The organism is uncultured Eubacterium sp., assembly GCF_934525195.1.
GTDB lineage: Bacteria > Bacillota > Clostridia > Oscillospirales > Acutalibacteraceae > Eubacterium_R.
In genome coordinates this window covers 130,352-156,520 of sequence record NZ_CAKSZA010000005.1, presented here as the reverse complement: position 1 = coordinate 156,520, position 26,169 = coordinate 130,352, and the positions used below count along the sequence as shown (strand labels likewise).

The following is a 26,169-nucleotide window of genomic DNA, read 5'->3' as shown; positions in this document are numbered from 1 at the left end:
TATATGAAAGAAGAACGCTACCATTTAGTTCTTGATGATTTTGAACAAGGCGTAGTTATTCGTGCTCTCAATGATTTACGCACAGATTTAATCAGCGATAAAAGAGAAACCGCTGCCGTAGATGAAGTGCTGTTAAAGGTTTGCAAAGCACCTACCAAAAAGATAAAGGTGGTAAAGCAAAATGAGGAACGATAACAAAAAAGCAGAAACAATCGCTTTCGCAGTTTTTGTTGTACCTTTGATATATATTGGTCTAAAGATTGCACCGTATATGTCAAACGGTTTAATATCAATTCTTAATAGCTTTGGCGAAGTATTTGCACAACCGTTTAAGATAACCTTATGTGAGGACAGTTTAAAAGCTGTCCTCATTTTGCTTTTAATCTACGGTATTACTTTGTTGGTATATTTTTCTTCAAAGAAAAATTACAGGCGTGGCGAAGAACACGGTTCTGCTAAGTGGGGCAAAGCAAAACAGGTTGGTAAAAAGTATATTCAAAAGCCGATAAATCAAAACAAGATATTGACTGATAATGTCGCTATCGGTATGAACTGCAAAAAACACAGGCGAAATCTTAATACGATAATCTGTGGCGGTGCCGGCGCAGGTAAAACAAGATTTTACGCAAAGCCGAATTTAATGCAGTGCAACACCTCTTTTGTTATTCCCGACCCAAAGGGCGAAATAGTTAAGGCTGACGGTAATCTGCTTGTAAAGAAAGGCTATGATGTTAAGGTTATTGATTTGATTGATATGGAAAAAAGCTATTGCTACAATCCGTTTGTTTATCTTGAAAATGACAATGACATACAAAAGCTTGTAACTAATCTTTTCAAAAGCACAACACCGAAAGGCTCGCAAACTAATGACCCGTTTTGGGATACGGCGGCACAAATGCTTTTACTTGCTTTAATCTTTTATCTTCACTATGAAGCACCCGAAGAAGAACAGAATTTTGCAATGGTAATGTATATGCTTCGTGCAGGTGCTATTGAAGATGACGAGGACGGCCCGTGCCTTACACCACTTGACCGTCTGTTTTATAATCTTGAAACCGAGAAACCCGAACACATAGCAGTTAAGTATTACAAGTCTTATCATTCAGGCTCGTCAAAGACGCTTAAATCAATTCAGATAACCTTGATGTCAAGACTTGAAAAGTTCAATCTTGAAAGCCTTGCAGCTTTAACCAAGACAGATGAACTTGATTTATCAACTATGGGAGAAAAGAAAACAGCCTTGTTTGCCGTTATTCCCGACAACGATACAAGTTTTAATTTTCTTATCTCTATTTTATATACTCAACTGTTTCAACAACTCTTTTATTGTGCCGACAAAAAGCACGGCGGAGCGTTACCGATACCCGTACACTTCCTCATGGATGAATTTGCGAATGTATCATTACCCGATGATTTTGATAAGCTACTCAGCGTAATGCGTTCAAGAAACATTTTCGTATCAATAATACTTCAAAATCTTTCTCAGCTTAAAGCCTTGTTTGAAAAGCAATGGGAAAGTATTGTCGGCAACTGCGACCAATTTCTTTATCTCGGCGGAAATGAGCAATCAACACACAAATATGTTTCCGAGCAACTCGGCAAGGAAACTATCGACACAAACACATACGCACGAAGTTTTGGCAGAAACGGTAACTATTCTACCAACTACCAAATATCAGGCAGAGAGTTAATGACGCCTGCCGAAGTGCGTATGCTTGATAACCGATATGCAATTCTCTTTATCCGTGGTGAAAGACCTGTTATCGACCTCAAGTATGATATTCTTAAACATCCGAATTTGAAGTATACAGAAGACGGTGGAGCCAAGCCTTTTATTTACGGTAAAGAAAAATCTTCTATTGCCTCAATTACTTTTACTTTTATTAAAAGTGATAAAAAGCAGGAAAAAGATGATATTGCAGACGATTATGATTTTGACTTAATTACAAAAGAAGAACTTGAACTGATGTTCAATATTTAGGAGGAAAACTTATGCTTAAATTCAAAACAAAAAAGAGTGATGAAGTTAAAACTTCACCACTCACTAAAAAATCAAATGCTGTTGCAAAGGCAACTATGTTTTTTGCAACGCTTATTGCAACAATGTTCTGCTTTGCTGTTACAGCTTTTGCAGACGATGATCCACTTACGGTTGTAAACAATCTTTCAACCTTTATTTTCGGTCTTATCCGAGCAGTAGGACTTATTATTCTCGCTTGGGGTATTGTTCAGGTAGGCTTATCGTTTCAAACTCACGATCCGTCACAGCGCTCTAACGGATTTCTCACCCTTGCCGGAGGTGTTGTAATCACATTTACAAAAGAAATCCTTAATCTTATTACGGGATAAATTAGTGCAATATGATATAAACAAAAGCATTTCCATTCATTCTATACTTCAACGAAAAATATTCAAAAGTTCAAAAAACTCGCTCGAAAAAGTTTATGATTTTTGGTAAAACTCCCTTGAAAAAGTTTAATTTTATTGTATAATAAGAGTGTATAAAGCAATAATATAAAGGGTGATGGACTTGCTAAAAAGAAAAATTGAACAGGATTTAATTAAATGGAAAAACACTAAAAATCATAAGCCGTTAATTGTTAAAGGCTGCCGTCAGTGCGGCAAAACATACTCTGTAAAGAAATTTGCAGAAGAAAATTATAAATATGTGGTGTATATCAATTTCTTTTCAAATCCTGATTATGTGTCTGTATTTTCCGGCTCATTAGAGGTGGATAATCTCACAATGATGATGTCTGCAGTGTTAGGACCTAATGTAATGTTTGTGCCGAATGAAACAGTAATCATTTTGGATGAAATTCAGGAATGTCCTGAGGCAAGAACAGCATTGAAATTTTTCAAAACAGATGGTAGATATGATGTTATCGGCACAGGCTCGCTGCTTGGAGTTAAAGGCTATGGTAAAGAACCTAAATCAGTGCCTGTCGGATATGAAACAGTAATAACTATGTATCCGCTGGATTTTGAAGAATTCTTATGGGCTAACGGAATTAATGAAATGTTGATTGAAAAATTAAAAGAGCATTTGATTGCAAAAACACCTGTTGAAGAGGCTTTGCATAACAGATATCGCCAATTACTTTTGCAATATGTTGCAGTTGGCGGTATGCCTGATGTTGTTCAGACTTTTGTCGATACAAAGCAGATGAATACTGTTCTTCAAATGCAAAGAGATATTGTCCGTTCTTATGAAGATGATATGGTGAAATACGCAAACTCAAAGGACAAATCATTAATCAAAGAGTGCTTTCAGTCCATACCGAAACAGTTAGCGAAAGAAAATAAAAAGTTTCAGTATTCAGTTATTAAAAAGGGATCAACCGCATCCCGATTTGCGGGTAGCCTTCAATGGATTGAAGATGCGGGAATTATTACAAGATGCTATAATCTTTTTACTACAGAATTGCCGCTTGAAGGTAATGCTAACGAAGACATATTTAAGGTGTACATGGTGGATACAGGCTTGTTTATCAGTATGCTTGAGGACGGTACTCAGTTTGATGTCTTAAGCGGAAATTTATTGGGATATAAAGGCGCAATTTTTGAAAATCTTATGGCGGACTTTTTTACAAAAATGGGTAGAAAACTTTATTATTTTCATAAAGATTCAGGACTTGAAATTGATTTCTTCATAAGATATAAAGGTAAATGTACGCCTATAGAAGTCAAAGCAACTAAAGGAAATACCAAAAGCCTGAAAACTGTTTTAAAAAACACAGAGGTATATCACCTTGACAGCGCAATAAAACTTGGTGATTATAATATAGGTGAAGAGAATAATATTTTAACCTTACCGCTTTATATGGGATTTTTGCTTAATGATTTTTAGATTAGGTACTGTAAAATCCTCAAATAACCAAATATATTACTACAAACAAATCTCAAACGGAAAATCAATACCGTTTGGGATTTTCTATTTTACAAAAGGAGATGAAATTATGTCAGATAACTGGGTAGTACGCAATCTTGAAAACGCTCTTGAAACTTGGAATGATAAGCTGACAGAGATATGGGGATTGCTGACCGCTACACCCGAAGAATTCAAAGGCGGTAAAATATGGAATGTCATACTCGATATTAACGGAGCATTGCAGGTAATCGGTACAGCTCTGCTTGTTTTGTTCTTTGTTGTCGGTGTTATGAAAACCTGCGGTTCATTTGCCGAAGTTAAGAAACCCGAACACGCATTTAGACTGTTTATCCGTTTTGCACTTGCAAAAGGTGCAATAACCTACGGACTTGATTTAATGCTTTCTTTGTTCAAAATTGTTCAAGGTACAATCTCAACAATAATGACTTCTGCCGGATTCGGACAAGCAAACAAAACGACATTGCCACAAGAAATGATTACGGCTATTGAAAATTGCGATTTCTTTGAAAGTATACCGTTGTGGGCAGTAACACTAATAGGAAGTCTGCTGATAACAGTTTTGTCATTTATTATGATAATGACTGTTTACGGCAGATTTTTTAAGTTGTATATGTATACTGCCATTGCACCGATACCGCTTTCAACATTTGCAGGAGAGCCGTCACAGCATGTTGGCAAGTCTTTTATCAAAAGCTATTGTGCAGTATGCTTGGAAGGTGCAATTATTGTTCTTGCCTGCGTCATATTCTCACTATTTGCAGCGTCACCGCCGCAAGTTGATACAACTGCACCTGCGGTAACTATGGTGTGGAAATATGTGGGTGAACTCATATTCAATATGCTTGTACTTGTCGGAGCGGTTAAAACATCAGACCGTATTGTACGGGAAATGATGGGACTTTAAGGAGGTAAATAATGCAAATACAAATCAATAAAGAGTTTAGAGATTATCGTGAAAAGGTGTATTTCGGACTGAGTATGCGACAGTTGATATTTTCATTTCTTGCTGTCGGCGTTGCAATAGTATCATATATATTGCTTAAAGATAAGCTCAGTACCGATACAATATCGTGGCTGTGCATACTGCTTGCCGCACCGTTTGCTGCTTTGGGTTTTGTAACATACCACGGTATGACTTTTGAAAAATTTGCCTGTGCGTGGATAAAATCGGAACTCTTAATTCCCAAAAGACTTGTTTTTAAAGCAGAAAGCAAAACTCATATTGAGAATAAAGAAATGATTAAACAAAATGAAAAGGAGGTTTTCAAGAATAATGAAAACTCGCAATAAAATGAAAAAACTTGAACAGGAAAAGTTCGTTATACCCAAAACTGTTCAAAATGTTATTCCTATCAAAGCCGTCTATAAAGACGGCATTTTTCTTGTCGGTAAAAATATGTATTCCAAAACATTTCTCTTTACCGATGTTAATTACTATATCGCTTGTGAAAACGAAAAGAATGATTTAATGCGTCAGTATTGGGCAGTTATCAATTCTTTCGGAAACGGTGTTACCGTTAAGCTCACAATCAACAACCATAGATTTGATAAGGAAGATTTTGAAAAATCAATCCTTATGCCGTATTACTATGATAATCTTGATGTGTATCGTAAGGAATATAACGAAATGCTGCTTAATAAAGCGGCAACATCCGAGTGTATTGTTCAGGATAAGTATTTTACCGTTACGGTAAATAAAAAGTGCTATGAGGACGCACGAGCATTTTTTACTCGTATTGAAAAGAACCTGTCAACAAATCTTTTTGCACTTGGCAGTAAATGCGAGCCGTTAAACGCAACCGACAGGCTTAAGATATTCCATAATTTCTACCGTGCAGGGAGTGAAGAAAACTTCAATCTCGATTTTGAACTTTTGCAAAATCAAGGCTGTGATGTCCGTGACTATATTTCTCCCGATTCTATGGACTTCAACAGCGACTATATGATGATTAACGGTCAGTATTGCAGGACTGTTTTTCTTCGTAATTACGGTACATTTGTTGATGATAATATCATAACCGAGCTTACTTCAATAAATAAAAACTTAATGCTCTCTATTGATTTTATCCCTATTCCAGTTGATGAAGCAAACAAAGATGTAGATAACATTTTGCTTGGCGTTCAATCGGATAAGGCGAACTTCAATCGCCGTCAGGCACAAAACCAAAACTACGGTGCTACCAATTATGACCTTGAGCAAAGAGAAAAGGAAATACTTGAAATCAGAAACGATATGCGTTACCGTGACCAAAGAATTTATGACACGATAATTTCAATGGTGATAACTGCCGACAGTAAGCAGGAACTTGATAACTTAACCGAAAGTATTTTTGCAAAAGCTTCCGAGAACAGCACGGCACAGTTTGCAACGCTTCGTTATCAACAGCTTGACGGACTTAATACTGTTTTACCGTTTGGCGTTAAAAGAATTGAATGTTACCGTACGCTTACAACGGAATCGCTTGCGTCTTTTATGCCGTTTCACGCTCAAGAGGTCAGTCATCCGGGTGGAGCGTATTACGGTCAAAATGCTATCAGTAACAATATGATATTTGTTAATAGGCATTCGCTTCTTAACGGTAACAGCATTGTACTCGGTGTACCCGGTGGCGGTAAATCATTTATGGTTAAGGAAGATATTGTATCAATCTTTCTTTCAAATCCCGATGCCGATATTGTAATTATAGATCCTGAAAGAGAATACAACGCTCTTGTTAAAGCATTCGGCGGAGAGGTAATCAACATATCCGCTAATTCACCAAACCATATTAACGCTATGGATATGAATGCAAACTATGAAGATGAGGGCAATCCCGTAACCACAAAATCGGAATTTATTATGTCCCTTTGCGAACAGTTACTCGGTACATCTGCCGACGCTAAAGACAAGTCTATCATTGACAGATGCTGCAAGAATGTTTATGACGGATATATCAAAAACAATTACAGCACACAGCAGCCTACTCTCAAAGATTTTAGAGAAGAACTGTTAAAGCAAAAGGAAACCGAGGCACATGATTTGGCACTTGCCATTGAGTTATTTACCGACGGTTCGCTTAACACTTTTGCACAGCCTACCAATGTTGATATTAACAACAGGCTAATATCATATGACATTCTTGAACTCGGTGATTCGCTTCTGCCTGTAGGTATGCTTATCGTACTTGATAATCTTTTAAACAAGATTACTTCAAACAGAGAGAAAAGGCGACAAACATATATCTTTATTGATGAGATGTATTTGCTTTTTGCTCATCAATATACGGCAAAATTCCTTTACCGTATTTGGAAACGAGTAAGAAAATACGGAGCGTTTGCGATAGGTATTACACAGAATGTGGGAGATATGCTTGAAAGCAACACAGCAAGAACTATGGTATCAAATTCCGAGTTCGTTATTATGCTTAATCAAAAAGCAAGTGATGTGCTTGAACTTTCAAGGCTTCTTGAAATCACGCCTAACCAAACGCAGTATTTTACAAACAAGGACGCAGGTCAAGGACTAATGAAGATAGGCAGTAATCTTGTGCCGTTTGTAAATAAATTTCCAAAGGATACACAACTCTACAAGTTGATGACATCAAAACCGGGAGAGGCTATCTAATTATTAAATACAATCATACAGTGCCGCTGACTTAATGTCGGTGGCATTGTTTTTTAAGGAGTTATACACTATGAAAAAATCTGTTTTTGTTATTTTACTTGTATTCTTCATATCTGCTTTTTCAATCAGTATGTATTTTGTTGTTAAAGAAACTATTGAGGATAAAAAGCAATATGAAGTATTTGAAAATATTGCTTCATCTGTTCAAGTTGAAGATGACAGTTCTGATTATACAGATGAGAAACTTAAAAGATATATCGAATTGAACACGGAAAATTCCGACTTTGTAGGTTGGATAAAAATTGACGGTACGCACATAAATTATCCTGTTATGAAAAGCAGTACGCCTGATTACTATTTGCACCGTAATTTTAATAAAGAGTATTCATATTACGGTACACCGTATTTAAGTGAGAAAAGCGATACGATGAAACTTACCGACAATATAGTTATCTACGGTCACAATATGCGAGATAACACTATGTTCGGCGATTTGAATAAATACAAATCAAAAGAGTTTTTTGAAAAGCACAGATACATTCACTTTGATACGCTTGTAGATTTAGGAAAGTATGAGGTTGTATGTGTATTCAAAACCACACCGAGCAAATTCGATTATCAAAATTATACTGTCTTTGATTCTTTCGATGAATTTAATTCGTATATATCAAAATGCAAAGAAAGCGAATACTACAACACCGATGTATCGTGCGGCTACGGTGATAAGTTAATAACGCTATCCACTTGCGAATACAGTCAAGAAAACGGCAGGCTTGTAGTGGTTGCCAAAAAGGTGAAGTGATATGAGCGAGATTGAAATTAAAAAGGTTACCGAGAAAACTCTTAAAACTGCTGACAATCTTGGTATAGCTACAGAAAAGGCTAAAGGGATAGCTTTAAAAGTGAAAGAAAAGGTATCGGAAAATGTCAGCGATAATTCCGAAAGCCCTGTTAATTATGCTATTGATAAAGTTCAGAATAATGCTAAAAGTGTATCGGAGAACGCAGTTTATCTTTTCAACAAGCAAGGCAAAAAGAGTGTAAACGAAACTGTTAAGAATACAAAAAAACTCGAACAATCTATTGAAGAAGTTCGAGCAAAAAGAAAGATTAAAAAAGATAAAAGCAAGATAAATAACCCTGATAGATACACACCCAAAGCACAAACCGAAACCGTTAAGACCGATGATAATATATCTAAAAACACACCAAAGAATACTCAAAACAAAGTCCGTAGTGCAAGCAGTATCAAAACAAAAGAAACCGTATCTGCCGTTAAATCAAACCAACCTATTATAAATGCAAGCAAACAATCTGTGAAAGACACAGCAAAAGCCATTAACAAATCATCTCAAATAGCTAAAGAAACGGCAAAGCAATTTGCCAAAGGTGCAAAGAAAGCCGCAAGAGCAACTAAAAGAGCAATCAAAGCTATGATTGAAAGCACGAAAGCACTTGTTAATGCGATTATTGCAGGTGGTTGGGTATCTGTTGTCATAATCATTTTAATAAGTCTTATAGCCGCCTTATGTTCATCATTTTACGGTATATTCTTTTCAAGTGAAACATCGCAAAGCGGTATGAATATAACTTCTGTAATTCAGCAAATCAACAATGAATTTGATGACAAGATTGACGAAATTAAATCATCAGGCAGTTTTGACGGAGTAGAAGTAATCGGCAGTCGCTCTAATTGGAAAGATATTTTATCTATCTATGCAGTTAAGACTACTACCGATGAAAACAACCCTATGGAAGTCGCTACTGTTGACGAAAACAAAAAGGCAATTTTATCATCAATCTTTTGGGATATGAACGGCATATCAAAATCTGTTGAAACACGGACAGAAACGGTAACGAAAGAATCAACCGATGAGCAGGGGAATACAATCGAAACAACAGAGCAAGTTGAAAAGAAATATCTTGTAATAACCTTAACCGGCAAGAGTGCTGAGGATATGTCAACCTCTTACTCGTTTAATGATACGCAAAAGAAATATTTAGCCGAATTGATGAGTGACAAAAACAACAAGCTTTGGGCATCGCTTATCTACAACATCGGCGGAGTATCGGGTGGTGGCAGTATTGACATTAAAGACCTTGACTTTTCAAACGAAACGGTCAATGACACGCAGAAGAAAATCGTTGCGGTAGCGACAAATTCGGCTAAATACGGTATTTCTGCCCGTTCAGGTTACTGTCAGGCTTGGGTTGCAGATGTATACCAAGCTGTTACAGGTTCAAGAGGTTCAGCTCACTGTGCTTTATGTGCGGCAGATATGTGGGCAGTATCAAGTGATTGGAGCAAGATACCTGTAGGAGCAACAGTTTATGGTTATGCCTCCAACCCCTACGGTCATGTCGGTATCTATATCGGCAACGGTATGGTTGCTCACAATATCGGTGAAATAAAAATACAAAGCCTTGAAAGTTGGATTAAAACTTACAAAGGCTTTGCTTGGGGTTGGGAGAATGGGAAGGAGTTAGTGTGAATCACAAGAAAAACCATATATGTATGGCTTCTCTTGTGATAGTTAAGTCGATTTTAGTAAAATAGTAGTAATAAATATATTTTCATTTTCAACATAATTATAATCTAAATTACCGTGATATTTTTTTACGATTTTCAATATACTTTTTATACCAATTCCATGACCTTTTTTATCCTTTTTCGTTGTTATTGGAAGCCCATTTTGAAACAAAGGTTTGTTATTGATTGAATTCAGCATTTTTATAAAAATATAATTTTCATTTCTATAATCAACTTCAATAGTAATAAATTTATTTGAACACTTATTTGCAGCTTCAAAAGCATTTTCAAATAAATTATCAAAAAGGGCTGTTATTTCGCTGTCCTTTATAAATGAAAAATCTACATTTCTTATGTCAATGCTGAATTCTATATTGTTATTGTAGCATAATTGTGCATATCTGCTTACGATAACGTTTATTAATTTATTATTGCTATATTTTTTTATTTGTTTTATATCATATCCATCATATATTGAATCAATATATTCAATTGCTTTGCTGTTATCATTTTGTAACAATAAACCTTTAATATTTCCCAGACACTTTTTTATATCATGTATTAGAATATTTGAAGAGTCATATTGTTTTTCTAGTTCTAAATAATATTCTTCATTAATATGTGATTTTTGTTTTTCAAGTTCTAATTCTGTATTTTTTATTAAAACATCAATTATTCTTTCATGAATTATAAAAATAATTATGTTGGAGATAAGCATTATTAAAGAAGAAAAAGTAAAAAGAAAATTAGTCGTTTTGTTTATATTATAATTAAAAGATAAATAGGCATAACTAGAAATTACTAATATTGAAGAAACTGGCATTAAGAAAAGTAGTACTGAATATTTGTTAATAACACTTTTATATTTGTCTGCTTTTTTAGAAAATCTCGAAATAATATACGCTATGATGAAATATAGTATTTTTGTTGCAGCTGTTTCTAAAAAAATGATTAATTCATTATTTTTACATTCTAATAAATCTATTTCTAAGATTGAAGAAAACAAATACATGATTACAACTTCAGTTGTAATCATAATACCTTCAAGTAGGACAACATCAAATAGAGATTGTTTCAAAGTCGAACTAAAACAAATGAGCACAATAGATAAATTACATATAAAAAAACTAAGAAGATTTAAATAAGGACTGTTAAAAAGATTTGTTGTATATTGAACAATAAAAGAAATAAAATAGCAAATAAAAATTATCCATGTTTTTCTTTTGAATTCATATTTACTTTTGAAATATAAATATGAAATAAACTGTTCAAAAATAAATATAAATAAATAACAAATTGTATTCATTTATTACCTCCGATAAAGCGAAAAAATGATTTTTTGAAACTGCTATATTTTCTTTGAGATACATAAACAGTAATTATTTCTGAATCATTTTTTCTTATAAAAACATATTTTTTATCAAAATCAATTACATTTTGAAGATTGACAAGTATGCCTTTGTAAGAATATTCAAAGCTGTCAAATTGGTTTAATATTGCTAACCATTCGTCGGCTTTTTTATTTGTTCTAAATGTTCCTCTCTTGGTATGAACTTGTGAACCGTATTTTAGATTTTCAAAATATAAAATATCTTTTGTCTTAATATGATGTACTTCGTCTTCAAAAACAACATTTATAGATTTATTTAAAAATTTATATTCAGTGAGTGCATCATTAAAGTTTTCATAGAATCTGTTCTTATCAATTGGCTTTGATAAATATCTGAAAACATGAATTCGCATAGCGTCATCAAGATAATTTTGATAAGAAGTCAAAACTATAACTATAACATCAGGATTTAATTCTTTTAGTCTTTCCGATAATTCTAAACCGTCAATACCCGGCATTTCAATATCCACAATAGCTATATCATAATAAGGTTCATTACATAAATCGATAAAATCTCCATGATTTTTTAAATCAACATTGAATTCATTTTTGCTTTCATTTTTTATACCATCTAATAAGTTGTAAACTTCATCGGTAATATTTCTATCATCATCACAAACTAAAATATTAATCATAAAATGCTCCTCCTATTAACACAATTATACATTAATAGGAGGAGTTTGTCATTAATTCTTTAGGATTATTATCAATTTAAAAGACTTCACTTTTTCTAAATCGACTATCACTTTGGACAATTATAACAAAAGCAATAAAAAATATGGCAATATTTTATTAAGACTACTAATTTTACTTATTTCTTTATTTTTTATAAGTAAAAATAAATTTGGTTATTACTATATTAATAGTAAAGAAAGGACATGAAAATGGTAACAACTGTAGAGGTTTCTAATTTAACAAAAAAATATTATCAAGGAAATAGTGTTGTTTTTGGAGCGAAAGATGTTAATTTAAAAATTAAACATGGTGAATTGATATCAATAGTAGGAAGGAGCGGGTCAGGTAAATCGACATTATTAAATTTGTTAAGTGGTATTGATACTCCTACTTCTGGAAAGATATCTATAGCAGGCAAATCTATATTAGATATGAGTGATTCTGATTTAACAAAATTTAGAGCTAAACATATTGGAATTATTTTTCAAAACTATAATTTAATCGATGAACTTAATGTACTAGAAAATATTAGATTACCATTAGATTTAGGTAAGTCAAAATATGATAAAAATTTTGAAAATGATTTATTAACGCTTCTTGACCTTAAAGAACGAATTAAATTTAGACCATCACAATTGTCTGGAGGGCAACAGCAAAGAGTTGCAATAGCAAGAGCATTAATTACAAGACCAGATATTGTTTTAGCTGATGAGCCTACCGGTAATTTAGATAAAGCTTCAGGAGATGCTTTTTTTGATTTTATTATTAATGCCAACAAAAAGTATAATCAAACATTTGTAATTGTTACACATAACCAAGAACTTGCATATCGAACAAATAGAATAATAACTATTGATGATGGAGTTATCATATCAGATAACAATATATCATAATGTTACGGGAGATATAATATTTCAATGAAAAAATTTTCTTTAATATTAAAAGACATCTTTAGATCAAAAAGCTCATTACTCGTTATATTTAGTATTATTTTAGTTATTATAATACCAATTGTTTTGTATTTTACATCATCATCGTTTATTGATACTGCCAATAAAGAAGCAAATAAAATGTATGGATATTTTGATAATATTTTATATGACACTAATGATTCAGATGAAAAAAAATATTCTGATTTTATTGATTCGGCTGGAAAAATTGAGGTGTTACAGAAGGTAAATTCTAATAATTCTGATAATATTGATTTTGTTATTGGGTATTTTGATGATACAGCAAGAGAATTAGCAAGTATAAAATTAATAGAGGGAGAATATCCTAAGAATCAAAATGAGATTGCTTTGTGTAATTCTGTTATTTATAAAAATAATTTATCTAAAAATATTGGCTCCATTATAAAAATTCAAGAAAAGGAATATAAATTGGTTGGCATTATAAATGATTATTATGCATTGTGGAACAAACCCACTGATAATAATGATATATTGCTGCCTAATGCTTTAATTAGTTATGATTTAAAAAGTAAATATATTAACATTTTGCAAACACATTTTTTATTGAAAAATTCTAATCCTTTTACAGCAGAAATATATTCAGAGAATGAGATGCTAGTATCAAATGTAAACAGAAGTGAAAAAAATGAAGGAAAAAAATATAATATACCAATTTTTGTTATAGTTTTAACTACCATTTGTTCTGTATTGTTGACTGTTTATATTTTTTTCTATTATTTTGAAAAAGAAAAAAAGAAACTATCAATATTAAGGTGTTTATCTTTGACAAAAGCAGAAACTATATTATATAGTTTTGTTAAAGTAATAGTAATGCTTTTTATTAGTTTGCCATTTGGTATACTCTTAGGGTATAGTATTTCCGCAATAATAATAAAGATTTTTAACAAAGTATTATTGTTAGATAATGAAGTAATATTTGTACCAGCATACGCAATTTTTAGCGTTATTATATGTTTAATAACTTTATTAGTATCTTTTATTATTATTTCAATAAAAATAGTTAAATTAACACCTCTTGGAATAATAAAAAAAGATATAAATGGTAAAAATAGGCTCTTTTTAAAAGAACAAAATCAAACTCGAAGAATAAATCTTTTTAAATTAGCATTTTTAGAATTGAAGTTACATTTCAAAAATTCCATTATAATAATATTGTTATTGTCTTTTTCCTTATCATTATTTGTTTCTCTATCTGTATATATGAAGTCGTATGCATCTCAAAAGTCAGATGTACAAGGCCGAATGTCATTAAACTTTGATTATGAATTTCTTACGGACCAGTATATTTCTGATATATCTTATGTAAATGAGAATGGGAAAGTGACCAATTTGAATAGCATTCCTAACGAGGATTCTGTTTATTATGTTATGGATCATACTAAAATTATAAGTGATGAAATAGTCAATGAAATGAAACACGAACCCGATATAAAAACTGTTAATAACTATCTTGAAATTAACGATTTATATTTACTTAATTCTCCATCTGAAAATGACACACCATATCTTGAAGGCTATTTTAATGATGATATTTTGAATGATGAAATGAAAAATTGTTTTTCTATTAATGGTAATGTTAGAGGAATTCAATATTTTGGTTATTCAGAAGATGAACTCCTCAAAATGAATTCAAAAGTAGTTGAAGGAGAAATAAATATCGATAAAATACGCTCAGGAGAAGAAATAGTGTTAATGGCACCTATGTATGAATTAAAAAACTTGAATGGGTATACAGTGCAAAGTTTTATTACTTCTGATGAATATAATGGAAAAAATCAATATATCGATACAAATTATTCTGTTAATGATGAAATTGAAATTATACAATTTTTACCGAAAAACAATAATTTAAAAGGATATATCAATGAAGAACAAGCCAAGAATGAATTAAATTGTGTGCGTCGTAAAGTGAAAATTGGAGCAATAATATATGAACGAATTGCTTGGTTTGATAGTTTAAGTCAACCTCCAACAGCGTACACTTTAATTGGTTTAAATGATACTATAAAACATCTAGCTCTCTCTCCTACAGTATCAAGAACACAAGTTTTTCTAAAAGATACATCGTCGTATGAAGATTTTGATTCAATAATCCAATATTACAAAAATGAATTGAATGGCTTTTCATTTAGAAATAATGCAGCCGAATTGCAAGAGTTTAAAGAGTTTAAAGTAATTATAAATATACTTTGTTATTCATTAATAGGGATAATATCTTTAATAGTGATTTCTATTATACTAATTGAGGATAAAATTACAATTTACAGAAATAAAAAGTTTTATGCGCTTTTGCATTTAAATGGTTTAGATGATTTTTCTATTGAAAAAATATTGGTAATCAGGTCCATATATATTGGCATTATAAGTATAATTTGTTCAATATTAATTTCACTTTTGGTAATTACTATTTTCTTTGGTGGATTATTTGATACAATAAATTATGTGAATATGGCTCAGCTTTCGCTTTCAATAGTTTTTGAATTTGCAGTGCTAATATTTTCAGCATTAATATCGTATAATCCATTAAGAAAAAAACAACTTGTAGAACTTTTAAATGATTAAGCAATTGTATTTATATGTAGTTAAATATAATTCAATTATTACATTATTAGTTGTAATGAATTGTTTATTAGGGTAATTCATTAACCGTATAATTTGAATTATAATATTTTTATTGAAATTTAATATAATTAACTTAAAAGGCAGATATCAGATTCATTTATATGTGAATCTGATATCTGCTTTTTTTTAAATTTTGAAACAATATGGATATGTTTCATAGCAAAATATCCATAATCTCTGAATTTTGAAAATAAACAATTCAAAATTCGGAGGTTTAACTATGAAAAAGATTTGTGAGATATATGATGTATCTCAAGAATATAAAATGAAAGAAAACTCAATTTTAGTTTGTGTAAGTAGTTTAAAACAGGACAAGCTCTTTTCTATACTGCCTGAGCTGAAAATGAATTTTAATAAAGTTTTCAGTAATGGTGAATGGCAGAAGTATTTAGAAATCAACAAGCTATATAACCGAAATGAATCTAAACATCAAATGCGAGAAATAAGACAATCAAAAAGGCTTGAGAGTGATGTTTCTCACATTTATGAAATTGATATAGGAGAATCATTAGAAAATGAAGAAATTGAAATGTACTTAAAAAATTTCTTGTTAAATCTAAAACCTGTTCAAAGACGCAGGTTTAAAATGTATTACATAGATAACCTTACATATCGCCAAATAGCCGATATTGAAAGTAGAAATATCAAGTCAATTTATGAATCGGTACAAGCAGGAAAAAATAAATTTTTAAAATATTTGGACAAACACCCCAACAAAAATACCCCAACAAGTTTAAGTTTATGAAAGGACATCCTTTCGTACAACTTAATACGCATTCATCAGATACTTTCCTGCTGTTGTGCAAAGCACAAGCCACTTTATCAATTACGCCAAGACGCATTAGCTGAGCGACAAATAATCGGTATAAAATTCGGACTGCTACCGAAACGGCGATAACAGGCAGCAGGTATAATGATACTCCTGCTCAGTCACAAGTCGAGCGTGACAAAACCGTCGCAACTAATGAGAGCAGCTCGGATGAACTCGGAGAGGTGAAACTCCTGTGGAGTCTGCTCGCAACAGACCATTTGATGATTTCCTTTTGATAATTGGGGTGTCGGGGACAAATTATATTATCTTCTGATAAAAGCCAACCGTAGTTAATTCTGTGGTTGGCTTTTTACATAGGCAAAAGTCTATGAAGGAGGTATATAAAAATGAAAGACAAAAAATTACTCAGAGGCGATATGTTTTACGCTAATCTCGGCAGAGGTATAGGGTCGGAGCAAAAAGGCTACAGACCTGTCCTTGTTATTCAAAATGATGTCGGCAACAAATTCAGTCCAACAGTAATTGTTGCTTCTATTACAAGCAGAGTCGGAATCAAAGCGAAGCTGCCTACGCATTATTTCATAAACACAGAAGACGGACTCCAAGCTCCGTCTATTATTTTGCTTGAGCAAATAAGAACAATTGATAAAAAACGACTTGATTCATATATAGGTCATTTAAGTCAAAAGAATATTGACGGAGTTAATGAGGCACTTTCAATAAGTGTTGGATTAGGAATGTTGGGTGAATAATGATGAAACAAGTAAATGAAAAGTATGCTGTTATGATATTGACTGAAATATTGTATGAAAAAGGTTTAATAAATGATGAAACAATGCAAAACATAAAAGCATTTTGTAATAATATTAAATCGCATAATTAACAAATCAGTATCATCATTCTATAATAATGACAAATTATTTGGAGGTGTTAATATGTTTAATCAAAGAACATCAATAAAGTCTTTTAATCCATATGACTTTCTTGATAGAAACAGAGAAAGAAGGGTTGTGTTTTATGGGCGTGTATCTACCGAACACGAGGCTCAGATATCTGCATTGGGCAATCAAATTCAATGGTATGATGAACAAGCAAAAAATCACTCGAATTGGACTATTATTGATAAATATATTGATGAAGGTATTACGGGAACACAGGCAAAAAAGCGTCCGGCATTTTTAAAAATGATAGATGATGCCAAAGAAAAACGGTTTGATTTAATTGTAACAAGAGAGGTTTGCAGATTTGCAAGAAATACTGTCGACACTCTTGTGACTACAAGAGAATTAAAAAATATTGGTATAGAGGTATATTTTGTTGAAGATAACATTTGGACTATGGACGGAGATGGTGAATTACGCTTGTCACTAATGGCGACTTTAGCACAAGAAGAAAGTCGAAAAGTTTCTGAGCGAGTAAAAGCGGGACAACAAATTAGCCGAGAAAAAGCAACATTATATGGTTCGGGTAATATCTTAGGATATGACAGATGTGGAAAAAGCTATGTTATAAATGAAGAACAGGCAGAAACTGTGCGTCTTATATATAATATGTATATGAATGACGGCATCGGAACAATGAAAATTGCAAATAAACTAATAGAAATGCATAAATTAAATGCTTCGGGAGTTGTAAAATGGACTGCGGCAACAATAAATCGAATATTAAATAATAAAACTTATGCCGGATATGTGGTTTATGGGAAGTCATATAGTAATAATTACTTGGAACAGCGTAGAGTGAATAATTACGATACATCAACATATATGTATGCCAAAGGGGATTTTGAACCTATTATCTCTGAAGAAGTATGGAATAAGTGTCAAGAAATCAAGAGAAATCGTGTTACTTCTTGTTTTGGCACTACAGTTAATGGAAAACCAAAAAATCACGGAAAGATAGAATCAAAAGATGTGTGGGTTAAAAAATTAAAATGTTCTTGTGGTGCATCATTTAGAAAAAATAGATGGCACAAAAATAAAAATTGTGATTGGTCATATGGTTATCAATGTTATAATCAATTAAATAACGGTTCGGCAAAACAAAGAAGATTAGCCGGAGAAGATGATGAGGGTTATTGTGATCAAAGGATGATTGCAGATTGGAAACTTGAACTTATGGCAAAAATGGTTTTTGAAGAAGTTTGGAAGAATCGCACTGATTGCATATCAGAAACAATTAAAATAATTAAAAGATGCTATAGGGAAAATAAGGGCGAAAATAACCAAAAGAATAGTATAATATTCCAAATTGAAAAAATTAAAAGTAAAAAGAATATTTTACTGGATATGAGAACCAGCGGAGAAATTACAAAAGATGAATTTTTGGAACAAAAAGAAGTATTGAATAAAAAACTGTCTTTGCTTGAAAGTGAACTTCAAAATTGTATTGAAATCGACACAAAACAAATACAAATTGATTATGATGAAATTTTGAAATCATTAAATGAGATCGTTGATTTTTCAAATCCCAAGATGGATAGAGAACTATTGCAGAGATTTATTGCAAAAGTTGTGCCAAATGGTGAAAATCATTTTATATGGTATTTGAATTTGGATGGTAAATCAGATACTCAATTAAATGTTGATATTGTAGGTAATAAGAAAAATGCCTTAGTATCAATAGATGAATTTGGGGATACTTCCCCTTTACATACAAGTGATATTTTATATTTCAATGATAAAAAATCATTTACGGTGGAAACACTGCACAGGCAGCAATCGCTGAGATGAACGACTAATCATCGCATAATGCAATATCGCCGTTTTAACGGCATAACACAAAGCCGAGGCTCATTTGAGCCTCGGTATTTTTGCATATAAAAACGACTGCGTACGGTATGTTGATTTACGCAGTCGTTTAAAATTATTGAATTTGTTTATCGATTTTGTTTTCCTCAAGTGTTTTTTCAATTATGAATCTCGGGCGAGATTTGGTTTCCAAATATATTTTAGAAATATATTCGCCGATAATTCCGATGGCGAGAAGTTCAAGTCCGCCGACAGACCAAATTGACCAAACAATTGATGTCCAGCCTTTTGTGGTGTTGCCGAGTGCCCATTGAACAAAACTGTATATCAACATTCCCAAACTGATTAGCAGAGCAATAAGTCCAACCGCAGTAATCATACGGATTGGCTTGATTGAAAAACTTGTTATTCCGTCTACTGCAAGGGCAAACATTTTCTTTAGGTTGTATTTAGTTTTGCCGTACAGTCTTTCGTTTCTTGCGTATTCAACCGTGCCTGTTTTAAAACCTAATAGTGGAACAATTCCTCTTAAAAACAGGTTGACTTCTTTAAATCCGTCAAGTGCATTTAAGGCATTTGAACTCATAAGTCTGAAATCTGCATGATTATATACGATGTCTGCACCGAAAAAAGACAGGATTTTGTAATATAGTTGTGCAGTTGAACGCTTTAAAAATGTGTCACTCTTTCGGTCGTTACGAATTCCGTATACAATTTCACAGCCGTTTTCAAATTCTGCAAGCATTTTGTCAATTGTATTTATGTCGTCTTGCAAATCGGCATCAATTGAAATGCAACAATCGCAATCGTCCTTGATGTGCAGAAGTCCTGCAAGCAAAGCATTTTGATGTCCACGATTTTTGCTCAGCTTAATTCCGTTTACAAATTTATTTGAGTTGTGCAAAGATTCAATTTTATCCCAAGTTTTGTCCTTGCTTCCGTCATCAATGTAGTATATTTTACTGTCAGCCGAAATCCTTTTTTCAGAAATTAATTGTTCAAGCTTTTCAGAAAGTTTTTCTGTTGTATAATCTAATGTTTCGTCCTCATTGTAGCAAGGAATAACAATGTAGAGCTTTGTCATAACCTAACCTCTTTTGCATCTTATAATAATACTATAAATCAAATTGGGCATTGTTTCAATAGTTTCTGCCAAATAATTTTGACATATAAGAAATATTATGTTAAAATTTTATTTATACAATAGTTTGGAGTTGAAATGATGATAAGGAAAAAGAATAAAAGTACAGTTGCTTATTTATTTGTTTTTGTTATAGCAACATTTTTTATAACTGTATTTTCAAAATGCTCACCGTTGTACGGTTTTAACAATTCTCCCGATGCAACCGTGATATTCGAAGTTGGCAGAAGAATGTTTGACGGAAGCGTTCTTTACAGAGATGTTGTTGACCAAAAAGGTCCGTTTCTATTTGCAATATATGGTATTGCTTCCCTTATTTCTACGGCTGATTATATAGGCTTATATTTTATAGAAATCCTTTTTGCTTTTTTGACATTGACTTTTGTCTATAAAATCGCTTCTTTGAAGTTTTCTATGGACAAAGCCGTGCTTTGCACAATGCTTGTTGCATCGGTTATGTATTGCTATCCGCTTAATACTTATGGTGGCGACACGGCTGAATTAATGATGATGCCGTTTTTGATGTATTTATATTATTTGGGCTTTAGATATATTTACAAAAATGTGGAAATAAAGCCGTATGAGTATTTAATTGTCGGCATAACATCAGGTTGCGTATTGTGGAGCAAATATACATTGCTCGGCATTTATCTTGCGTGGTTTGTTTTTCCTGCAATAGATATGATAAAAGCAAAAAGAATAGATAAGTTGTTTAAAACCGTTTTGATAATCATAGCCGGTGTTTTGATTTCGTCAATACCGTGGATTATTTATTTCGGTGCAAATAATTATTTGGTCGAATTTTTGAAGTTCTATTTTTTAGAGCAGGCAACATATTATCAAAAAGCAGATTTGGTTAGGAGCCTTTCTAACGGAGTGAGATATACTTTTATATATATGTTCGTTCCGATAATCGGCTTGTTTGGTGCAATTTTGCATTTTATAAAAAGCAAAAAAGAATTGCCTAAAAAATTAGTTTCTTATAATTTACTTATGTATGTTGTGCTTTTCATTTTTATTTATCTTATAGGAAACGGCGGAAGAATAGATTATTATTTTATGGAATTATCCGTGTTGCTCGTTCCCGGTTTTATGGCAGTCGTATATTGTCTTGAATTGCTTGTAAGTAAAATGAAAAAAGATGGGTTGAAAAAGCTATTCGTTGCTTCTTTTTGTGTTTTGATTTGTGTAATTATTTCAACCTCGTATTCTTCTACGATACATTATATTAATGAAAATGAAGAAGAAACTCCTTATTATCAATTTGCACAGTATATCGATGAACAAAACAAATCAAAAACCGTAACCGTTTGCGGAAATTGTATTGACTCGGCGCCGTTTTTTAAGTATATGGAGTGCTTCGAGGATTTTAAATATGTTTCACCGCTTAATGCAGGTTTTCCTGATATGATTAAACATTATAGAACAGGATTGCAAAATGGCACATATGATTATGTGATTTGTGTTTATAATGATGAGCTGTGTCAAAATAACCCTAAATACCAACTTGTCAAAAAAGTCAAGTATTTGTATCAAGGGTGTTATGTAAACTTTTATTTGTATGAACGATGCGTAGCGTGAATAATAAACCGCTTGGGACAATTCAAATTCCCAAGCGGTTTTTATCTTTTTGTTAGAATATTCGGTTTTGCGGTGGCTGTGTTGACAGGATTTTCTAAAAAACTCGTGCCGTCAGTCGTCCTCATCAGGCATATTCAGCAATATGTTTATCAATCGCAATTCTTCTTCCTTTGTTGCGGTGTCGGAATTGTAGCTTGCTAAAAACTCCTCATCAGACATAATTGTTTCTCCTCCAACCGTTTCTTGTTTCTGAACCTACAATATCACAAATCTTGCAGGCAGGCAATATGGCAATAGGCATGAGTACATTTTTTAGGACTTGAACACGGTGTTTTTTTAATTTTTACTGAAAGTGGGTTGTAAACGGGTAGCGCAATATTATTGCAAATATATTATAGCACAAATCAAAATATTTTCGTAAAAATTCTTTTAAAGTATTGAAAAAATGAATGGTTTGGTTATATAATGAAAAAAACATTTTGCGGGATGAATATAAAATGAAACAGAATTCAATGCTAACGGGCGACCCTATAAAAAGTATAGTCAGGTTTTCTTTACCGATTATGGCTTCGTCGCTTTTGCAGTATAATTACACTTTGGTGGATAATATTCTTGTCGGACGATATGTGAGCACGGACGCTCTTGCCGCCGTCGGTGGAGTTGCTTCGATAAACTCATTTATTGTCGGTGCGGCGCTCGGTCTTACAAGCGGATTTACTATACCTGTGGCACAGGCTTTCGGTGCAAAGGACCAAAACAAAATCAACAGGTTTGCCGGAAGCAGTATTACGGTGTCGTTTTTGCTCGGAATTTTGCTTGTTGTGATTGCGCACATCATTTCAACTCCGCTGTTAAAACTTATCGGAACGCCGGATGAAATCCTCGGACTTTCGTCATCTTATGTAAATATTCTCTATTTTGCAATTCCGTTTCAGATGCTTTCAAACAATTTCACCGCAATTTCGAGGGCGGTCGGCGAAAGCAAAAAACCGCTGTACTATTTTATAGTGAGCATTTTTGTGAATTTTGTTCTGGATATGCTGTTCATTGTAGGGTTTCATTGGAGCGTTGAGGGCGCTGCTCTCGCAACTCTTATTTCGCACATCGTGGCGGCAGTTCTCACGGGTAATTATATTTTAAGGCACAACAAATGCGTTGAGGTTTCAAAAGAAAATCTCAAGTTTGACAAGAAAACCGCTTTGATACAGCTGAAATTGGGAATACCTGTTTCTTTGCAGTTCACCGTCACTTCCATAGGTTCGATGATTCTTCAAAGTGCGGTAAATTCATTCGGCACGGCAACTATTGCAGGCTTCACCGCAGCAGGCAGGGTAGAAAATCTTGCAAACATTCCGTTGAGCGGTTTGAGCGTTGGTACGCAAACTTTCGTTGGTCAAAACTACGGTGCTAAAAATTACGAAAGAATCACAAAATCCGTCAAAAAAATATTCATTCTCAATATATTGCTTTCTGTTGTTTTGAGCGTTGCAATGCTCGTTGTCGGTATGCCGATTGTAAGATTGTTTATGACAGAGCCAAACGAAGAAATTTTGTTTGCGGCTAAAAAATATCTCCTTGCAACGGCAGAGTGCTTCAGCCTTGTAGCCGTGTTGTTCGTTTTGAGGAACACACTCCAGGGTCTTGGCTTCACATATGCAAATGCGGTTGCAGGCGCAGGAGAATTGATAGGCAGAATATCAATAGCGCTCATTTTCACTCCGCTCATCGGCTTCAACGCCGTGTGCTATGCGGCTCCGGCGGCGTGGTTGCTTGCAGATATTCCTCTCGCAATCATATACCTAAAGAAGCAGAAAAAATTTAAGGCATTGGCTTTGAAAGAACAACAAAAAGAATAATGCAAAAAGGAGGCAGCTCGTTCATTTGAGCTACCTCTGCATTTTTATATTCTTGATTATTTAATTAATCCGCATTCTCTCAAAAGCTGCTTCACATCTGTACCTTTAACTTTCTTCATCACTGTTTTGAGCAGGAGTTTTTCTTTAAATGAAAGACGCCGGTTGTTACTTTGCCCTCACGAGGGACACACTTGCAAACATTGATGATGTGCTTGATTATATCTTCGTCAGATGATTGAGCGAAATCGTTGCTCCGGCTTCTCGGCTTGCGTCAATCAGCTTTTCCGGCGTCATATTACCGTCGGAATTTGTTGTGTGCAAATGCGTGTCGCCCTTGTACCATTTTCTCATAATATCAACCCCTTTTATATACTTATTATATCATACTTGTGGAATGTGTTGCAATAAGTATAAATATATGTTATTTTAAAACTGAAAGGATATAAACTTCTTGAATGTCGGGAGTAATTATGAAAAAAAGTACAAACGAAAAAAGATTTATTTTCAAATTGATTATTTTGCTTGCTTCGCTTGCCTGTTCAACTTTGATGGGCTATGCAGGCTTGCTTTTGCTCGGCGGTACGGGTTTGTTCGATGATGTAAATTCAACGGCAGGTAATGTGGTTATGACAGGCTTTTTTCCTTTTGTCAATATAACCGAGGCTATTTTGGCAATCATTTTCTGCCCTATGGAAAACAGTAATTTCAAAATCAAGCAAAAACTCGGCAGGCATTTTGATTTATCCGTTTTTAGCGGAATGATGACAGCTTTTAATATCGTTAATTTCGGCATTTGGATAACAATATCCGTCGGACTTATTAAACTTCTTGATGATTTCGGTTAAACAGAGGTGCGTTATGAGTAAAAAAATCAATTCCGTTCTTGCTGCTCTTGTTGTTGCGGCGGTTTTAATTGCCGCTTACTGCGGTGTGATTTTTGCCGTGCAGAAAAATTCAAATAACGCTTTAGATATCAACGAGGTGACAGCTGTTGACAAATCAACAACTTTGAATAACGCTCAAAACGGTTCGGCTGACGGTTTGTCTTTTGTCGGCTGTGTGCAAGATGACGGATATTACATAAGCGGTATTGCCGATAATTTCGATACAGGCAAAATCCTTACCGTTCCCGTAAAGTACGAGGGCAAATATGTTAAGTTTGAAACTTCGTTTTTCAGAAAATTAAACGAAAATTCCGCAAAACTCAATTTTGAGTCCGAAAGTCCATACTACACAATTGAGGACGATGTTTTGTACAATAAAGATAAAACAACATTGCTTTGCTGTTTTAACGACAGCACAACGGCAGTTATACCCGACGGTGTTTGCAAAATAGGCGATTATGCGTTTTACAAAAGCAAAATAACCGATGTAAAAATTCCGAACAGCGTTAAAACCATAGGCAAGGAGGCATTTGCCGACAGTATGCTAAAAGAGGCTGATTTGCCCGAGGGTTTGCAAACAATCGGTCAAAAAGCTTTTCTTTGCGAAAGTCTTACAAAAATCACAATTCCTTCAACCGTAACCTCGTGCGGCAGTTTTGTTGTCGGCTCGTCCGATAATCTTAAAGTGCTCAACATAAATTGTTCCTACGATGCGTTTGGTGATATTGGCATTGTTTATTTTGGGTTTAGAGAGGGTTCGCCTTATTATTTTGACGGCAGCTATACCGTAAACAGCAAGGAAATTTTTTATCCGTGTCGAGATCTGTATTTTTTGCTTTCTGCCGACAAAATAACGGTTAATGAACCGTGCAAAGAAAAAGATTTTGACCCTTTGAAATACGGTGACGAACTTAAAAAAGCTACAAATAATGCCTGTGAAATAAAGGTTGTTCAAAAAGGCAATCCTACAAAAATCAGGTTCAAATTTGCCGCCGATGTTAATCACGAATGTATTGTTACATTAAATTTTAAATAGCACAAAATATAAAAAGCACCGCAAACTCAATGTCTGCGGTGCTTTAACAATTCTTATGAGTCAATAAATTGTTCTTTTAAATACAAAAAAACATTATTGCGGCAATTGCGATTGCAAAAGCTGTTGCCCATACTATCATAAATATTTTGCTCATTTGCTTTATTTTGCAAGACAGGTTTAAAGCCTTGTCGTCGGCAGAAAAAACACTTTTGAATTTTTTGTCGATAAACAAAGTTATGCCTTGCGGAATTAGATACAGCAGGTTAACTGCAAACAGCGAAAGTATGTATTCAAGCATTTCGCTAAAATACATTCCGCCGTCCATAGAAAAAAACACAACCAAAATCAATACCAAATATGACGGAACAAACGAGCCGAAAAAGCATATGATTGTAATTACAAATAAAATTTTTTGCAAAAGCATAAGCTTTTTAATTTTGCTTTCATTACCTTTAGCCACAATAT

General features: G+C 33.4%; 23 protein-coding genes. 18 read left to right on the top strand and 5 right to left on the bottom strand.

Annotated features, from left to right (window positions below; genetic code table 11):
- Positions 1 to 3: 3 nt before the first annotated feature.
- From Q0E03_RS06705 to Q0E03_RS06665, 9 genes are all read left to right on the top strand, one after another.
- Complete coding sequence (locus Q0E03_RS06705) at positions 4 to 195, top strand: hypothetical protein (protein WP_297130746.1); 192 nt, start codon at positions 4 to 6, stop codon at positions 193 to 195.
- Positions 182 to 1,981, top strand: a complete 1,800-nt coding sequence (locus Q0E03_RS06700; RefSeq protein ID WP_297130743.1) for a VirD4-like conjugal transfer protein, CD1115 family — start codon at positions 182 to 184, stop codon at positions 1,979 to 1,981. The genes Q0E03_RS06705 and Q0E03_RS06700 overlap by 14 nt, the downstream gene beginning before the upstream one ends.
- Before the next feature lie 11 nt (positions 1,982 to 1,992).
- Entirely contained in the window at positions 1,993 to 2,349 is a 357-nt protein-coding gene (locus tag Q0E03_RS06695) for a glutamyl-tRNA amidotransferase (protein WP_367270188.1), read from the top strand.
- 175 nt (positions 2,350 to 2,524) lie between these two features.
- Entirely contained in the window at positions 2,525 to 3,850 is a 1,326-nt protein-coding gene (locus Q0E03_RS06690; protein WP_297130740.1) for an ATP-binding protein, read from the top strand.
- Positions 3,851 to 3,959: 109 nt separating this feature from the next.
- Positions 3,960 to 4,796, top strand: a complete 837-nt coding sequence (locus tag Q0E03_RS06685; RefSeq protein ID WP_297130737.1) for a hypothetical protein — start codon at positions 3,960 to 3,962, stop codon at positions 4,794 to 4,796.
- An 11-nt stretch (positions 4,797 to 4,807) separates the two neighbouring features.
- The gene (locus tag Q0E03_RS06680) at positions 4,808 to 5,182 is read left to right on the top strand and encodes a PrgI family protein (protein WP_297130735.1); all 375 of its coding nucleotides are present in this window, start codon (positions 4,808 to 4,810) and stop codon (positions 5,180 to 5,182) included.
- Positions 5,163 to 7,496, top strand: coding sequence for a VirB4-like conjugal transfer ATPase, CD1110 family (locus tag Q0E03_RS06675; protein ID WP_297130790.1), 2,334 nt, complete (start codon positions 5,163 to 5,165; stop codon positions 7,494 to 7,496). Before Q0E03_RS06680 ends, Q0E03_RS06675 begins: the two co-directional genes overlap by 20 nt.
- Before the next feature lie 70 nt (positions 7,497 to 7,566).
- Positions 7,567 to 8,298, top strand: a complete 732-nt coding sequence (srtB, locus tag Q0E03_RS06670) for a class B sortase (RefSeq protein WP_297130732.1) — start codon at positions 7,567 to 7,569, stop codon at positions 8,296 to 8,298.
- 1 nt (position 8,299) lies between these two features.
- The gene (locus Q0E03_RS06665; RefSeq protein ID WP_297130729.1) at positions 8,300 to 9,988 is read left to right on the top strand and encodes a CHAP domain-containing protein; all 1,689 of its coding nucleotides are present in this window, start codon (positions 8,300 to 8,302) and stop codon (positions 9,986 to 9,988) included.
- Positions 9,989 to 10,030: 42 nt separating this feature from the next.
- Here Q0E03_RS06665 and Q0E03_RS06660 read toward each other — a convergent pair whose 3' ends face one another.
- Positions 10,031 to 11,062, bottom strand: a complete 1,032-nt coding sequence (locus Q0E03_RS06660) for an ATP-binding protein (protein WP_297130726.1) — start codon at positions 11,060 to 11,062, stop codon at positions 10,031 to 10,033.
- A gap of 266 nt (positions 11,063 to 11,328) precedes the next feature.
- Entirely contained in the window at positions 11,329 to 12,051 is a 723-nt protein-coding gene (locus tag Q0E03_RS06655; protein ID WP_297130723.1) for a LytTR family DNA-binding domain-containing protein, read from the bottom strand.
- A gap of 249 nt (positions 12,052 to 12,300) precedes the next feature.
- Here Q0E03_RS06655 and Q0E03_RS06650 point away from each other — a divergent pair, with 249 nt between their 5' ends.
- The 5 genes from Q0E03_RS06650 (at position 12,301) to Q0E03_RS06630 (ending at position 19,188) form a co-directional block, all read left to right on the top strand.
- On the top strand, positions 12,301 to 12,984 hold the full coding sequence (locus Q0E03_RS06650; protein WP_297130720.1) for an ABC transporter ATP-binding protein: 684 nt from the start codon (positions 12,301 to 12,303) through the stop codon (positions 12,982 to 12,984).
- A 24-nt stretch (positions 12,985 to 13,008) separates the two neighbouring features.
- Positions 13,009 to 15,624, top strand: coding sequence for an ABC transporter permease (locus tag Q0E03_RS06645; RefSeq protein WP_297130717.1), 2,616 nt, complete (start codon positions 13,009 to 13,011; stop codon positions 15,622 to 15,624).
- Between the two features lie 280 nt (positions 15,625 to 15,904).
- Complete coding sequence (locus Q0E03_RS06640; RefSeq protein ID WP_297130714.1) at positions 15,905 to 16,429, top strand: hypothetical protein; 525 nt, start codon at positions 15,905 to 15,907, stop codon at positions 16,427 to 16,429.
- A 413-nt stretch (positions 16,430 to 16,842) separates the two neighbouring features.
- The gene (locus tag Q0E03_RS06635) at positions 16,843 to 17,208 is read left to right on the top strand and encodes a type II toxin-antitoxin system PemK/MazF family toxin (RefSeq protein ID WP_367270242.1); all 366 of its coding nucleotides are present in this window, start codon (positions 16,843 to 16,845) and stop codon (positions 17,206 to 17,208) included.
- Between the two features lie 183 nt (positions 17,209 to 17,391).
- Positions 17,392 to 19,188, top strand: coding sequence for a recombinase family protein (locus Q0E03_RS06630; protein WP_297130711.1), 1,797 nt, complete (start codon positions 17,392 to 17,394; stop codon positions 19,186 to 19,188).
- 133 nt (positions 19,189 to 19,321) lie between these two features.
- Here Q0E03_RS06630 and Q0E03_RS06625 read toward each other — a convergent pair whose 3' ends face one another.
- Positions 19,322 to 20,290, bottom strand: a complete 969-nt coding sequence (locus Q0E03_RS06625; protein ID WP_297130708.1) for a glycosyltransferase family 2 protein — start codon at positions 20,288 to 20,290, stop codon at positions 19,322 to 19,324.
- Positions 20,291 to 20,425: 135 nt separating this feature from the next.
- Between Q0E03_RS06625 and Q0E03_RS06620 the strand changes: the two genes are divergently transcribed.
- Together Q0E03_RS06620 and Q0E03_RS06615 are read left to right on the top strand one after the other, a co-directional pair.
- Positions 20,426 to 21,928, top strand: a complete 1,503-nt coding sequence (locus Q0E03_RS06620) for a glycosyltransferase family 39 protein (RefSeq protein ID WP_297130705.1) — start codon at positions 20,426 to 20,428, stop codon at positions 21,926 to 21,928.
- A 497-nt stretch (positions 21,929 to 22,425) separates the two neighbouring features.
- Positions 22,426 to 23,784, top strand: a complete 1,359-nt coding sequence (locus tag Q0E03_RS06615; protein WP_297130702.1) for an MATE family efflux transporter — start codon at positions 22,426 to 22,428, stop codon at positions 23,782 to 23,784.
- A 216-nt stretch (positions 23,785 to 24,000) separates the two neighbouring features.
- On the opposite strand, the gene Q0E03_RS06610 is transcribed toward Q0E03_RS06615, so the two are convergent.
- On the bottom strand, positions 24,001 to 24,135 hold the full coding sequence (locus tag Q0E03_RS06610; RefSeq protein ID WP_297130699.1) for a hypothetical protein: 135 nt from the start codon (positions 24,133 to 24,135) through the stop codon (positions 24,001 to 24,003).
- Positions 24,136 to 24,254: 119 nt separating this feature from the next.
- On the opposite strand from Q0E03_RS06610, the gene Q0E03_RS06605 reads away from it, so the two are divergent.
- Together Q0E03_RS06605 and Q0E03_RS06600 are read left to right on the top strand one after the other, a co-directional pair.
- On the top strand, positions 24,255 to 24,629 hold the full coding sequence (locus Q0E03_RS06605; RefSeq protein ID WP_297130696.1) for a hypothetical protein: 375 nt from the start codon (positions 24,255 to 24,257) through the stop codon (positions 24,627 to 24,629).
- Positions 24,630 to 24,642: 13 nt separating this feature from the next.
- Positions 24,643 to 25,704: a leucine-rich repeat domain-containing protein gene (locus Q0E03_RS06600; RefSeq protein ID WP_297130693.1), complete on the top strand. Its 1,062-nt coding sequence runs from the start codon at positions 24,643 to 24,645 to the stop codon at positions 25,702 to 25,704.
- 76 nt (positions 25,705 to 25,780) lie between these two features.
- Here the strand turns inward: Q0E03_RS06600 and Q0E03_RS06595 are convergent, their stop codons facing one another.
- The gene (locus Q0E03_RS06595; protein WP_297130690.1) at positions 25,781 to 26,164 is read right to left on the bottom strand and encodes a hypothetical protein; all 384 of its coding nucleotides are present in this window, start codon (positions 26,162 to 26,164) and stop codon (positions 25,781 to 25,783) included.
- Positions 26,165 to 26,169 lie beyond the last annotated feature (5 nt).

Coding starts and splice junctions, on each gene's coding strand:
- Q0E03_RS06635 (WP_367270242.1), top strand. CDS start 16,843: ATGAAAGACAAAAAATTACTCAGAGGCGATATGTTTTACGCTAATCTC.
- Q0E03_RS06615 (WP_297130702.1), top strand. CDS start 22,426: ATGAAACAGAATTCAATGCTAACGGGCGACCCTATAAAAAGTATAGTC.
- Q0E03_RS06650 (WP_297130720.1), top strand. CDS start 12,301: ATGGTAACAACTGTAGAGGTTTCTAATTTAACAAAAAAATATTATCAA.
- srtB (WP_297130732.1), top strand. CDS start 7,567: ATGAAAAAATCTGTTTTTGTTATTTTACTTGTATTCTTCATATCTGCT.
- Q0E03_RS06630 (WP_297130711.1), top strand. CDS start 17,392: ATGTTTAATCAAAGAACATCAATAAAGTCTTTTAATCCATATGACTTT.
- Q0E03_RS06640 (WP_297130714.1), top strand. CDS start 15,905: ATGAAAAAGATTTGTGAGATATATGATGTATCTCAAGAATATAAAATG.
- Q0E03_RS06605 (WP_297130696.1), top strand. CDS start 24,255: ATGAAAAAAAGTACAAACGAAAAAAGATTTATTTTCAAATTGATTATT.
- Q0E03_RS06665 (WP_297130729.1), top strand. CDS start 8,300: ATGAGCGAGATTGAAATTAAAAAGGTTACCGAGAAAACTCTTAAAACT.
- Q0E03_RS06645 (WP_297130717.1), top strand. CDS start 13,009: ATGAAAAAATTTTCTTTAATATTAAAAGACATCTTTAGATCAAAAAGC.
- Q0E03_RS06660 (WP_297130726.1), bottom strand. CDS start 11,062: ATGATTACAACTGAAGTTGTAATCATGTATTTGTTTTCTTCAATCTTA.
- Q0E03_RS06625 (WP_297130708.1), bottom strand. CDS start 20,290: ATGACAAAGCTCTACATTGTTATTCCTTGCTACAATGAGGACGAAACA.
- Q0E03_RS06610 (WP_297130699.1), bottom strand. CDS start 24,135: ATGAGAAAATGGTACAAGGGCGACACGCATTTGCACACAACAAATTCC.
- Q0E03_RS06690 (WP_297130740.1), top strand. CDS start 2,525: ATGGACTTGCTAAAAAGAAAAATTGAACAGGATTTAATTAAATGGAAA.
- Q0E03_RS06655 (WP_297130723.1), bottom strand. CDS start 12,051: ATGATTAATATTTTAGTTTGTGATGATGATAGAAATATTACCGATGAA.
- Q0E03_RS06685 (WP_297130737.1), top strand. CDS start 3,960: ATGTCAGATAACTGGGTAGTACGCAATCTTGAAAACGCTCTTGAAACT.
- Q0E03_RS06680 (WP_297130735.1), top strand. CDS start 4,808: ATGCAAATACAAATCAATAAAGAGTTTAGAGATTATCGTGAAAAGGTG.
- Q0E03_RS06620 (WP_297130705.1), top strand. CDS start 20,426: ATGATGATAAGGAAAAAGAATAAAAGTACAGTTGCTTATTTATTTGTT.
- Q0E03_RS06700 (WP_297130743.1), top strand. CDS start 182: ATGAGGAACGATAACAAAAAAGCAGAAACAATCGCTTTCGCAGTTTTT.
- Q0E03_RS06705 (WP_297130746.1), top strand. CDS start 4: ATGAAAGAAGAACGCTACCATTTAGTTCTTGATGATTTTGAACAAGGC.
- Q0E03_RS06695 (WP_367270188.1), top strand. CDS start 1,993: ATGCTTAAATTCAAAACAAAAAAGAGTGATGAAGTTAAAACTTCACCA.
- Q0E03_RS06600 (WP_297130693.1), top strand. CDS start 24,643: ATGAGTAAAAAAATCAATTCCGTTCTTGCTGCTCTTGTTGTTGCGGCG.